Source organism: Streptomyces marincola (assembly GCF_020410765.1).
Lineage (GTDB): Bacteria > Actinomycetota > Actinomycetes > Streptomycetales > Streptomycetaceae > Streptomyces > Streptomyces marincola.
Map to the genome: position 1 here is coordinate 5584067 of NZ_CP084541.1, position 12763 is coordinate 5596829.

The 12763-nt window shown below is 71.9% G+C and carries 8 protein-coding genes; 6 read left to right on the forward strand and 2 right to left on the reverse strand.

All coding sequences use genetic code 11. From position 1 onward, the window contains the following. The first annotated feature begins 4 nt into the window (after positions 1–4). Positions 5–985 (forward strand): FadR/GntR family transcriptional regulator, encoded by a 981-nt coding sequence (locus LC193_RS24625; RefSeq protein ID WP_318842183.1) that lies wholly within the window; start codon positions 5–7, stop codon positions 983–985. Between the two features lie 300 nt (positions 986–1285). Then, on the forward strand, positions 1286–2917 hold the full coding sequence (locus LC193_RS24630) for an RNA polymerase sigma factor (protein WP_226077520.1): 1632 nt from the start codon (positions 1286–1288) through the stop codon (positions 2915–2917). Positions 2918–3271: 354 nt separating this feature from the next. Here the strand turns inward: LC193_RS24630 and LC193_RS24635 are convergent, their stop codons facing one another. Next, the gene (locus tag LC193_RS24635; RefSeq protein ID WP_086157629.1) at positions 3272–3502 is read right to left on the reverse strand and encodes a DUF7455 domain-containing protein; all 231 of its coding nucleotides are present in this window, start codon (positions 3500–3502) and stop codon (positions 3272–3274) included. A 423-nt stretch (positions 3503–3925) separates the two neighbouring features. Here LC193_RS24635 and LC193_RS24640 point away from each other — a divergent pair, with 423 nt between their 5' ends. Both LC193_RS24640 and LC193_RS24645 read left to right on the forward strand, forming a co-directional pair. After that, positions 3926–6043, forward strand: coding sequence for a DNA gyrase/topoisomerase IV subunit B (locus LC193_RS24640; RefSeq protein ID WP_226077521.1), 2118 nt, complete (start codon positions 3926–3928; stop codon positions 6041–6043). A gap of 117 nt (positions 6044–6160) precedes the next feature. Further along, entirely contained in the window at positions 6161–7273 is a 1113-nt protein-coding gene (locus tag LC193_RS24645) for a CobW family GTP-binding protein (protein ID WP_226077522.1), read from the forward strand. 15 nt (positions 7274–7288) lie between these two features. Here the strand turns inward: LC193_RS24645 and LC193_RS24650 are convergent, their stop codons facing one another. Then, on the reverse strand, positions 7289–9742 hold the full coding sequence (locus LC193_RS24650) for a DNA gyrase/topoisomerase IV subunit A (protein WP_226077523.1): 2454 nt from the start codon (positions 9740–9742) through the stop codon (positions 7289–7291). A gap of 142 nt (positions 9743–9884) precedes the next feature. Here LC193_RS24650 and LC193_RS24655 point away from each other — a divergent pair, with 142 nt between their 5' ends. Together LC193_RS24655 and LC193_RS24660 are read left to right on the forward strand one after the other, a co-directional pair. Then, positions 9885–11243, forward strand: coding sequence for a M16 family metallopeptidase (locus LC193_RS24655; RefSeq protein ID WP_226077525.1), 1359 nt, complete (start codon positions 9885–9887; stop codon positions 11241–11243). Positions 11244–11260: 17 nt separating this feature from the next. Further along, complete coding sequence (locus tag LC193_RS24660; protein WP_404819559.1) at positions 11261–12628, forward strand: M16 family metallopeptidase; 1368 nt, start codon at positions 11261–11263, stop codon at positions 12626–12628. Positions 12629–12763: the final 135 nt, after the last annotated feature.

The window sequence follows — 12763 nt, forward strand, 5'->3', positions numbered from 1 at the left end:
TCGTGTGCTTTTCACCAAAGACCTCAAGGTGTCAACGCGCCCCGCCGACAAAGGAGGCGTGACTACCCTTGCGCACTCGATGATGACCGCCACCCGCCCCACCGACTCCGGCACCCCCGGTCCCGGAGGTCTCGACCGCTACTCCTACGCGGAATCCACCGGCGCCGCCCGCACCACCAACGCCCCCGCCTGGGAGGGCGCCGACACGGACATGGGCCGGGTCGGGCGCCGAGCGGCGGGCAGCCGCGGGCGCGGGCTGCACGGCCAACTCGTCCAGCAGCTCGGACAGATGATCGTCTCCGGCGACCTCGGCGCGGACCGGCCGCTCGTGCCCGAGGAGATCGGCCAGCGCTTCGAGGTGTCGCGCACCGTGGTGCGCGAGTCGCTGCGTGTGCTGGAGGCCAAAGGGCTGGTGAGCGCCCGTCCCAACGTCGGGACGCGCGTGCGGCCGGTAGGCGACTGGAATCTGCTCGACCCCGACATCATCGAGTGGCGGGCCTTCGGGCCGCAGCGCGAGGACCAGCGCCGGGAGCTGAGCGAGCTGCGGCTCACGATCGAGCCGCTCGCCGCCCGGCTGGCGGCCGGGGACGTGTCCGAGGAGGTGCGCCAGCGCCTCGGCGACATGGTGGACATCATGGGCCACGCCCTCGGCCAGGGCGACACCCTGACCTTCTCCCGCGCGGACGCCGAGTTCCACAACCTGATGCTCCAGGCCGCGGGCAACCGCATGCTCGAACATCTGTCCGGAATCGTCGCCGCGGCCCTCCAGGTGTCCGGAGGGGCGGCCTCCGGCTGCGAGCACCCCACCGAGGCGTCCGTAACGCTGCACCAGCGCATCCTCGACGCGGTCGCGGCCGGTGAGCCCTGCGCGGCGGAGAACGCGACGCGGCAGCTGCTCTCGGCGGCACCCGAGGCCGCCGCGCCCGCCGGGGGTCCCGGTGCCGGTGGGGCCGACCACGTGGTCCCCGCGCCACGCGAACACTGACGCGAACGCGGAAGCGAGGACTGAATCGGTACGCGTCGAGGTGTCGTCGGCCCTGATCCGGGCAGGGGTCCGGCGACGCGTCCGCTCGGGCCCGCTACCCTCGGGCGTGCGGTGTGACTCGGGACACGCGAAAGCTGCGTAACGCTTCGGGGAGCAGCGCGATGAATCAAGAGGTGGCAGCAGCGGAGGGACCGTCGGTCCGCCGCCGCTCCGCCACCGCCGTCGGCTCACCCCTGCCGTCGGTCACCGGTTCCGTCCGTCGCGGGCGGTCCTGATGCCGTTCCCAGAGTTTCCGAGAGGTTGTTCGTGTCGGCCAGCACTTCCCGTACTCTCCCCGCAGAGATCGCCGAGTCAAATTCTGTGATGGCGCTCATCGAACGGGGAAAGGCCGAGGGGCAGATCGCCGGCGACGATGTGCGCCGGGCCTTCGAGGCTGACCAGATCCCGTCAACCCAGTGGAAGAACGTTCTGCGCAGCCTCAACCAGATCCTCGACGAGGAGGGCGTGACGCTGATGGTGAGTGCCGCCGAGGCGCCCAAGCGCACCCGGAAGAGTGTCGCCGCGAAGACCACGGCCAAGCGGACCGCGACCAAGACGGTCGCGGCGAAGACCACGCCTGCCAAGAAGGCGACAGCCATGGCCCGCCCCGAGGAGCCCGCCGAGTCCGGGTCCGTCGGGTCGGCCGGCGGTGCGGGCGGCTCCGGGGCGGTCGCCAAGAAGGCCGCGGCCAAGAAGCCGGTCGCCAAGAAGGCTCCCGCGAAGAAGGCCGTGGCCAAGAAGGCCCCCGCGAAGAAGGCCGCCGTCGCCAAGAAGACGGACGCGGCCAAGGGGACGGAGCCCAAGAAGGAGATCGTCGACGAGTTCCTTGAGGGCGAGGAAGAGGTCCTTGAGGAGCCGGCGGAGCGCGCCGTTCGCGGCGCCGCGCCCGGCGAGGGCCCGGACGGCAAGCCCGAGAACGAGGGCTTCGTCCTCTCCGACGAGGACGAGGACGACGCGCCGGCGCAGCAGGTGGCCGCCGCAGGTGCCACGGCCGACCCGGTCAAGGACTACCTCAAGCAGATCGGCAAGGTTCCGCTGCTCAACGCGGAGCAGGAGGTCGAGCTGGCCAAGCGCATCGAGGCCGGCCTCTTCGCCGAGGACAAGCTGGCCAGCTCGGACAAGACCGCCCCCAAGCTGCGGCGCGAGCTGGAGATCATCTCCGAGGACGGCCGGCGCGCCAAGAACCACCTGCTGGAGGCCAACCTCCGGCTGGTCGTCTCCCTGGCCAAGCGCTACACGGGCCGCGGGATGCTGTTCCTCGACCTGATCCAGGAGGGCAACCTCGGTCTGATCCGGGCGGTCGAGAAGTTCGACTACACCAAGGGGTACAAGTTCTCGACGTACGCCACCTGGTGGATCCGGCAGGCGATCACGCGGGCGATGGCCGACCAGGCGCGTACCATCCGCATCCCCGTGCACATGGTCGAGGTCATCAACAAGCTCGCCCGGGTGCAGCGCCAGATGCTCCAGGACCTCGGGCGCGAGCCCACCCCGGAGGAGCTGGCCAAGGAGCTGGACATGACCCCGGAGAAGGTGGTCGAGGTCCAGAAGTACGGCCGCGAGCCGATCTCCCTGCACACGCCGCTCGGCGAGGACGGCGACAGCGAGTTCGGCGACCTGATCGAGGACTCGGAGGCCGTGGTTCCCGCGGACGCCGTGAGCTTCACCCTGCTCCAGGAGCAGTTGCACTCCGTGCTCGACACGCTCAGTGAGCGTGAGGCCGGTGTGGTCTCGATGCGCTTCGGTCTCACCGACGGCCAGCCCAAGACCTTGGACGAGATCGGCAAGGTCTACGGCGTGACGCGAGAGCGCATCCGGCAGATCGAGTCCAAGACGATGTCGAAGCTCCGCCACCCGTCCCGCTCGCAGGTCCTGCGGGACTACCTGGACTGAGGCCCGGCCGCCGGCCGGACGACGGCCGCGGCGCGCACCCGGAGACCCCGGACGCGCGCCGCGGCCGTTCGCGCGTTGTGGCCCGGGTCGCCCCCGCCCGTGGCCGTCACCCGCCGCGGCGGGGCCGCACGGGTGACGCGGCCGGCCGGCGGAACGCGGTGGGGGCCGGAGCCGCGAGCGCCACGGGGGCGGCGGGCCGCAAGGAAGGGTCGGGGGCGAGGGCCGTAGCGGCGGCCAAGGCCCCCGCACACGGCGAAGGGCGGGCACCCCGGGTATGCCCGGGGCGCCCGCCCGCTGTCCGGCGCGGTTGCCGGACCCAGCCCGTCGGCCGGTGGCCGGACGCGAGACGTCAGGTCAGCGTTCGCCGTCGTGTGCGGTCGAGGGAGTCGCGGTCAGCTTCTCCGTCTCGTCCTGTATCTCCGCAGCGATCTTCTTGAGCTCCGGCTCGAACTTACGGCCGTGGTGGGCGCAGAACAGCAGCTCTCCGCCGCTGATGAGGACCACGCGGAGATACGCCTGGGCACCACAGCGGTCGCAGCGGTCCCCAGCCGTCAGCGGGCTCGCGGGGGTCAGAACAGTAGTCACGTCGCCTCTTCTCTAGCTCGACGAGCTGTCGTACCAGGGACAACATCCAACCAGGCCGAGAACGTTCCCGCTCGCGGCTTCCCGATGAAAAAAATCTTCCGGGATGGCCGAACGCTGCCGGTTGGCGGCGAATGAGCCGTATTGCGGTCGTTGTTTGGTGTATCCGTTGTCTGGTGGTCTTATTCCGGCTACCTCGGCGTATCCGGGGTCGGCCCTTCGTTCAGGAGGACGTGCCCGAACCCTAAATGGTTCATGCCTCGAAGGGAACGTGATGTACACGTCACCCCCTCACATTATCGAACGTGTGAGCGACCCTGAGCTACCCTGATACGGCCTGGGGAGCTGCACAACCGCTCTACAAGGCCCCGGTACCCTCTGAGCGGCACTACGCCACCGAACAGGATTCAGCGAGGAGCGAACTGCGTGACCGCCGACACGTCCGTGCCATCCACCGCACTGCTGACCGGAGCCGACCCCGGCGGCAACTACACCGCGCGGCACCTGCTGGTCCTTGAGGGGCTTGAGGCGGTGCGCAAGCGCCCCGGCATGTACATCGGCTCCACGGACAGTCGCGGACTGATGCACTGCCTGTGGGAGATCATCGACAACTCGGTCGACGAGGCCCTGGGCGGCCACTGCGACCGCATCGAGGTCTTCCTGCACACGGACGGTTCTGTGGAGGTCCGGGACAACGGACGCGGCATCCCCGTGGACATCGAGCCGAAGACCGGCCTGTCCGGCGTCGAGGTCGTCATGACCAAGCTCCACGCGGGGGGGAAGTTCGGCGGCGGTTCCTACGCGGCGTCCGGCGGCCTGCACGGCGTGGGCGCCTCGGTGGTGAACGCGCTCTCCGCGCGCCTGGATGTCGAGGTCGACCGCGGCGGCCACACGAACGCGATCAGCTTCCGGCGCGGGACACCCGGCATCTTCACCGAATCGGGTCCCGAGGCGCCGTTCGACCCGGGCAGCGGCCTGCTGAAGGGCAAGAAGATCCCCAAGAACCGCACGGGCACGCGCGTGCGGTACTGGGCGGACCGGCAGATCTTCCTGAAGGACGCCAAGCTCTCGCTGGAGAACCTGCACGCCCGCGCGCGGCAGACGGCGTTCCTCGTGCCAGGACTCACCATCACCGTGCGTGACGAACGGGAGCTGGACGGGGCGGAGCACTCGGAAGAGGTGTTCCACTACGACGGCGGCATCAGCGAATTCTGCGAGTACCTCGCGCCCGACAAGCCGGTGTGCGACGTGCTGCGCCTGACCGGCGGCGGGACGTTCAAGGAGACCGTGCCGGTCCTGGACGACCGCGGGCACATGATCCCCACCGAGGTGCGCCGGGAGCTTGAGGTCGACGTCGCCCTGCGCTGGGGCACGGGCTACGACACGACGCTCAAGTCGTTCGTCAACATCATCGCCACCCCCAAGGGCGGCACCCACGTGACCGGTTTCGAGCGGGCGGTCCGGGCCACGCTGAACGACGTCCTGCGCGCGTCGAAGCTGCTGCGCGTCGCGGAGGAGGACGTCATGAAGGACGACGTCCTCGAAGGGCTGACGGCCGTGGTGACGGTGCGCCTGGCCGAGCCGCAGTTCGAGGGGCAGACCAAGGAGGTGCTCGGCACATCGGCGGCCACCCGGATCGTGGCCGCCGTGGTCGCCAAGGAGCTGAAGGCCTTCCTGACCTCGACGAAGCGCGACGCGAAGCAGCAGGCTCGCGCCGTTCTCGACAAGGTCGTGGCGGCGGCGAGGACCAGGATCGCGGCCCGCCAGCACAAGGAGGCGCAGCGCAGGAAGACGGCGCTTGAGTCCTCCGCGCTCCCCGCCAAGCTGGCGGACTGCCGCAGCGACGACGTGGACCGCAGCGAACTGTTCATCGTCGAGGGCGACAGCGCGCTCGGAACGGCCAAGCTCGCGCGGAACTCGGAGTTCCAGGCGCTGCTGCCGATCCGAGGGAAGATTCTCAACGTTCAGAAGTCGTCGGTCTCCGACATGCTCAAGAACGCCGAGTGCGGCGCGATCATCCAGGTGATAGGAGCCGGGTCGGGGCGGACGTTCGACATCGACCAGGCGCGCTACGGGCGCGTGATCTTCCTGGCCGACGCGGACGTGGACGGGGCGCACATCCGCTGCCTGCTGCTGACCCTCTTCCAGCGCTACATGCGGCCCATGGTCGAGCAGGGACGCGTCTTCTCCGCGGTCCCGCCGCTGCACCGCATCGAGCTGAGCAACCCGAAGCGGGGGCAGGAGAAGTACCTGTACACCTACTCGGACAACGAGCTGCGCGAGACCCTGCTCGACCTCAACCGCAGAGGGGTGCGGTACAAGGAGTCGATCCAGCGGTACAAGGGGCTCGGCGAGATGGACGCGGACCAGCTGGCCGAGACCACCATGGACCCGCGCCGGCGCACGCTGCGGCGCATCAACATCAGTGATCTGGAGGCCGCGGAGGAGGCGTTCAGCCTGCTGATGGGCAACGAGGTCGCGCCGCGCCGCGAGTTCATCACCAGCTCGGCCGCGACGCTCGACCGTTCGCGCATCGACACCTGACACGGCGGCGGGCCGGGCCCGCGGCCCGGACGGACCGCTGCCCGGCCGGAGTTCGCCGCGCGGGTCGGCCACCGGCCCCGCGCCGCCGTGTCACCGGCTGCGACTATCGTGAGCCGCATGCCGAACAGCAGGATCCCGGTCCTCGTCCTCGCCGGCTTCCTCGGGGCGGGGAAGACCACGTTGCTCAACCACCTCCTGAGGAACCGCGAGGGCGTGCGGATCGGCGCCGTCGTCAACGACTTCGGCAGCATCCCCGTGGACGCGATGACGGTGGCGGGCCAGGTCGACGCCATGGCCTCCTTCGGCAACGGCTGCCTGTGCTGCGCCGTCGACACCGAGGACCTGGACGCGGCACTCGACGCCCTGGCCCGGCCGGGCGCCGGCATCGACCTCATCGTCGTGGAGGCGAGCGGCCTGGCCGAGCCGCCGTCGCTGGTCCGGATGATCCTCGCCAGTGACAACCGCCGCGTCGTCTACGGCGGCCTGGTGCAGGTCGTCGACGCGGCAGAGCCGCAGCACGCCCGCCACCTCGGTGTCGCCGACCTCGTCGTGCTGAACAAGGCCGACCGCGTGCCGCCGGGGGCGCTCGACGCGCTGACGGAGGAGCTGCGGGCCCGGGCCGCGGGCGCGCCCGTCGTCCCGGCGGCGCACGGGCGGATCGACCCGCGCCTGCTGTTCGACGGGGACGCGGGCCCGGGCGGGCGCCCGGGACCCAGGCAGCTGTCCTTCGCCGACCTGGCCGCCGCCGAGGAGGAGACGCACGGGCGGCACCCGCACACCGGGTACGAGAGCGTCTCGTTCCGCACGGAGGCGCCGCTGGCGCCGCGGCGGCTGATGGCGTTCCTCGACTCCAGGCCGGAAGGGCTCTACCGGATCAAGGGCTTCGTCTCCTTCGGGACGGAGCGCTTCGGCGTGCACGCCGTCGGGCGCTTCCTGCGCTTCTACCCCGCCGAGGCCGGGCAGGGCGCGGAACTGGTGCTGATCGGCTCGGGTCTCGACACCGCCGCCCTGCACCGCGAGCTGGCCGCCTGCGTCGCCACCGGGCCCGCGGCCGAGGAGGACCTGTGGGAGGTCCTGCGCTACGTGGACGACCCGGACGACGTCACCGCGGAGGCGGAGGCGGAGGCAGAGGCAGAGGCGGACGGGGCGCGGGAGGGCGCACGCGACCGCGCGCGCTCCGGCGCGCCGGACGGCGCCGGTGGCCTCACCGGCGCCGTCTCCCCGGGCTGACCGCCCGGGCCCGGGTCACAGCGGCGCGCCGACCACCGCGACGGGCTTGTCCAGCGGCGTTCCCGAGCCGTCGCGGCGCGGATCGGGCTCGGGCAGGTCCAGGGGCGCTCCCGAGGCCGCCGCGGCCCGCGCGGGCATCGGCCCGGCCCAGGCGAACGTCAGCCGCTCCTCGCCCTTGAGGAACCGCTGGCAGCGCACCCCGCCGGTGGCGCGCCCCTTGCGCGGGTACTGGTCGAACGGCGTCAGCTTCGCCGTGCCGAACGCGTCGTCGAGCGTGCCGCTGCCGCCCGCCACGGTGAACACCGCCGCGTCCGCGGCCGGGTCCACCGCCGCGAACGACAGGACCCGGGCCCCCTCGGCCAGCTTGACGCCCGCCATGCCGCCCGCCGGCCGCCCCTGCGGCCGGACCTGGGAGGCCGGGTAGCGCAGCAGCTGCGCGTCACTGGTGATGAAGACCAGGTCCTCCTCGCCGGTGCGCAGCTCCACGGCGCCGACGATCCGGTCGCCCTCCCTGAGGGAGATGACCTCAAGCTCCTCCTTGTGGCCCGGGTAGTCGGGGACGACCCGCTTGACCACCCCATGCTCCGTGCCGATGGCCAGGCCGGGCGAGGACTCGTCGAGCGTGGTCAGGCACACCACCCGCTCGTCGGGGCGCAGGGAGAGGAACTCGGCGACCTGCGCGCCGCCCGCCAGGCTCGGCGTCGCGGCGCCCTGCGGCAGCTGCGGGAGGTCGACCACGGACAGCCGCAGCAGCCGGCCCTCGGAGGTCACCGCGCCGACCTCGCCCCTGATGGTGGCGGGCGCGGCCGAGACGACCACGTCGTGCTTGCCGCGCCGCCCGCCGCGGCCCTCGCCGAACGCGCCGTCGCCGTCCTCGGTGCGGGCCAGCAGCCCGGTGGAGGACAGCAGCACCCGGCACGGGTCGTCGGACACTTCGAGCGGCACCACGTCGACGGCCGCGGCCTCGGACTCCAGCAGCCGCGTGCGGCGCGGCGTCCCGTACTTCTTGGCGACCTCGGCCAGCTCCGCGGAGACCAGCTTGCGCAGCTCGGCGTCCGACTCCAGGATGCGGGTCAGCTCGTCGATCTCCGTGTTCAGCCGGTCGCGCTCACTCTCCAGCTCGATCCGGTCGAACTTGGTCAGCCGCCGCAACGGCGTGTCCAGGATGTACTGGGTCTGCACCTCCGAGAGACCGAACCGCTCGATCAGGGCCTCCTTGGCCGCCGCCGCGTTCTCGCTGGAGCGGATCAGGCGGATGACCTCGTCGATGTCGAGCAGGGCGATCAGCAGGCCCTCGACGAGGTGCAGCCGGTCCCGCCGCTTTCCGCGCCTGAACTCGCTGCGCCGCCTGACCACGTCGAAGCGGTGGTCGACGTAGACCCGCAGCAGGTCGCGCAGGCCCATCGTCAGCGGCTGGCCGTCCACGAGCGCCACGTTGTTGATGCCGAAGGTCTCCTCCATCGGCGTCAGCTTGTAGAGCTGGGCGAGCACGGCCTCGGGGTTGAACCCGTTCTTCACCTCGATGACCAGCCGGAGGCCGTGCTCGCGGTCCGTCAGGTCCTTGACGTCGGCGATGCCCTGGAGCTTCTTGGCGTTCACCAGGTCCTTGATCTTCCCGATGACCTTCTCGGGGCCGACGGCGAACGGCAGTTCGGTGACGACGAGGCCGCGGCGGCGCGCCGAGACCTTCTCCTCGGTGACGGTCGCGCGCATGCGGAACGTGCCGCGGCCCGTCGCGTACGCGTCGCGGATGCCGTCGAGGCCGACGATCTGACCGCCCGTCGGCAGGTCGGGGCCCGGCACCATGCGCATCAGCGTGGCCAGGTCGGCGGCCGGGTGGCGGATCAGGTGCCTGGCCGCCGCGATGACCTCGACGAGGTTGTGCGGCGGCATGTTGGTGGCCATGCCGACCGCGATGCCGCTGGCGCCGTTCACCAGGAGGTTGGGGTAGGCGGCCGGGAGCGCGACCGGCTCGCGTTCGCTGCCGTCGTAGTTCGGCGCGAAGTCGACCGTGTCCTCGTCGATGGACTCCACCATCAGCCCGGCCGCGGGCGCCGAGCGGCACTCGGTGTACCGCATGGCGGCCGGCGGGTCGTCGTTGCCCAGGGAACCGAAGTTCCCATGGCCGTCGACCAGGGGCAGCCGCATCGAGAACGGCTGGGCCATGCGGACGAGCGCGTCGTAGATGGCCGAGTCGCCGTGCGGGTGCAGCTTGCCCATCACCTCGCCGACGACGCGGGCGCACTTGACGTAGTTGCGGTCGGGCCGCAGGCCCATGTCGTGCATCTGGTAGAGGATGCGCCGGTGCACCGGCTTCATCCCGTCCCGCGCGTCGGGCAGCGCGCGGGAGTAGATCACCGAGTAGGCGTACTCAAGGAAAGAGCCCTGCATCTCATCGACGACGTCGATGTCCAGAATGCGCTCCTCGAACTCCTCGGGAGGCGGGGACTTCGTACTGCGGCGGGCCATCGCGGCAGGGCTCCTTCGTACGGGTGGTCGGGGTTGCTGCGGACCATTGTGGACCGCGGTTCCGACAACCGGGAACTTCGCACGCCCCGCCTCACCTTGCATAAGGTGACGTAGACCTCGACCGACCGAGCGAAGGGACCCCATGCCCATGGGCCACACGGCCACCCCAGAGGAGTCCGTCGGCGGGCTCTCAGCGACCGAGCACCGGCTGGCCAACGGCCTGCGCGTGGTGCTCTCCGAGGATCACCTGACCCCCGTCGCCGCCGTCTGCCTCTGGTACGACGTCGGCTCACGCCACGAGGTCGAGGGCCGCACGGGCCTGGCGCACCTTTTCGAGCACCTCATGTTCCAGGGGTCGCAGCAGGTCAAGGGCAGCGGACACTTCGAACTCGTGCAGGGCGCCGGCGGCTCGCTCAACGGCACGACCAGCTTCGAACGCACCAACTACTTCGAGACGATGCCCGCCCACCAGCTCGAACTCGCCCTCTGGCTTGAAGCGGACCGGATGGGCACGCTGCTGACGGCGCTGGACGAGGAGTCCTTGGAGAACCAGCGCGACGTCGTCAAGAACGAACGCCGCCAGCGTTACGACAACGTGCCCTACGGCACCGCGTTCGAGCGCCTGACCGCCATGGTCTACCCCGAGGGCCACCCGTACCACCACCTGCCGATCGGCTCGATGGCCGACCTGGACGCGGCGTCGCTCGCGGACGCGCAGGAGTTCTTCCGCACCTACTACGCGCCGAACAACGCGGTGCTCGCCGTCGTCGGGGACATCGACCCCGAGACCACCCTGGCCTGGGTGGAGAAGTACTTCGGCTCCATCCCCTCCCACGACGGCAAGCGCCCGCCGCGCGACGGCTCGCTGCCCGACACGCTCGGCGGCGAGACGCGCGAGCTGCTGCGCGAGGACGTTCCCGCGCGGGCCCTGATGGCGGCCTACCGGCTGCCGCGGGACGGCGTGCGCGAGGCCGACGCGGCCGACCTGGCGCTCACCGTGCTCGGCGGCGGCGAGTCCTCGCGGCTGCACAACCGCCTGGTCAGGCGCGACCGCACCGCCGTCGCCGTCGGCTTCGGCATGCTCAGGCTGTCCGGCGCGCCCTCCATGGGCTGGCTGGACGTCAAGACCTCGGGCGACGCGGAGATCGCCGCCATCGACGCCGCCGTGGACGAGGAACTGGCCCGGTTCGCCGCCGAGGGGCCGACACCCGAGGAGATGGAGCGCGCGCAGGCGCAGTTGGAGCGCGAGTGGCTCGACCGCCTCGCGACCGTCGGCGGGCGCGCCGACGAGCTGTGCAAGTACGCGGTCCTCTTCGGCGATCCGCAGCTCGCGCTCACCGCGGTGCGGCGGATCCTCGACGTCACCCCCGAGGAGGTCAAGGCGGTCGCGGCGGCGCGGCTGCGCCCGGACAACCGCGCGGTGCTCGTCTACGAGCCCACAGGGGACCCGGCGGACACGGACACGGAAGAGCAGGACGCGACCGAAGGGGCGGACCAGTGACCGACGTCACCTCCACCATGCAGCTCCACCCGCGGCCGACCGCGGGCACCCCGCGGCCGTGGGCGTTCCCCGCCCCCGAGCGCGGGGCGCTGCCCAACGGGCTGACCGTGCTGCGCTGCCACCGCCCCGGCCAGCGGGTGATCGCGGTCGAGGTCAGCCTGACCGCGCCGCTGGCGGCCGAGCCCACCGGGCAGGAGGGCGTGGCCACGATCATGGCGCGGGCCCTCTCCGAGGGCACCGACCGGCACAGCGCCGAGGAGTTCGCCGCCGAGCTGGAACGGTACGGCGCGACGCTCGACACGTTCGCCGACCACCCGGGCGTACGGGTCTCGCTCGAAGTCCCGGCCTCGCGCCTCACCAAGGCTTTGGGGCTGCTCGCCGACGCGCTGCGCGCCCCGGCCTTCGCGGAGAGCGAGATCGAGCGGCTGGTCGCCAACCGGCTCGACGAGATCCCGCACGAGCTGGCCAACCCCGGGCGCCGCGCGGCGGTGGCGCTGTACGACACGCTGTTCCCCGCGGACTCCCGGCTGGCGCGGCCCCGGCAGGGCACCGCGGAGTCCGTGGCGCGGATCGACGCCAAGTCGGTGCGCGCCTTCTACGAGGCGCACGTGCGGCCGTCGGCCGCCACGGTCGTCGTGGTCGGCGACCTGACGGGCATCGACCTCGACGCGGCGCTGCTCGGCACCCTGGGCGCGTGGACCGGGCCTGCCGCGGGGCCGCCCGTCTGGGCGCCGTTCAGCGCCGACGACACCGGCCGCGTCGTCATCGTGGACCGGCCGGGAGCCGTGCAGACCCAGCTGCTCATCGCGCGGCTCGGCCAGGACCGGCACGACCCGGCCTACCCGGCGCGGCGCCTGGGGATCTACTGCCTGGGCGGGACGATCACCTCCCGCCTCGACCGCGTGCTGCGCGAGGAGAAGGGCTACACCTACGGCATCAGGTCCTTCAGCCAGGTGCTGCGCTCGCGCGCCGACGGCGCGGGCGCGGCGCTGCTCGGCATCCGCGGTTCGGTGGCCACGGACGTGACCGGGCCCGCGCTCGCCGACCTGTGGCGCGTGCTGCGCGAGCTCGCCGAGGGCGGGCTCACCGAGGAGGAGCGGGACGCCGCCGTGCAGTACCTGGTGGGGGTCGCGCCGCTGAGCTTCGAGACGGCGGCCGCGGTCGCCGGAACGCTGGCGGACCAGGTCGAGGAGGAGCTGCCGGACGACTACCAGGCCACGCTGTACGCGCGCCTCGCCGACACGGGCGCCGTCGAGGCCACCGCGGCGGTGGTGCGGGCGTTCCCCGTCGACCGCCTGGTGACGGTCCTGGTCGGTGACGCCTCGCAGATCGCGGAACCCGTACGGGAGCTGGGCATCGGCGAGGTGACCGTGGTGGCCGGCTGACGTCGGCCGGGCGCGGCGGGCGCGTCCCCCCGGCGGCCGGCCGCCGGGGCGCCCGCCGCGCCGCCCCCGTGCGCTCCCGGCGCACGTTCTTCCGGTGTTTACGGCCGAAAATCGGTGCATTTTCCCGGAGCGGTA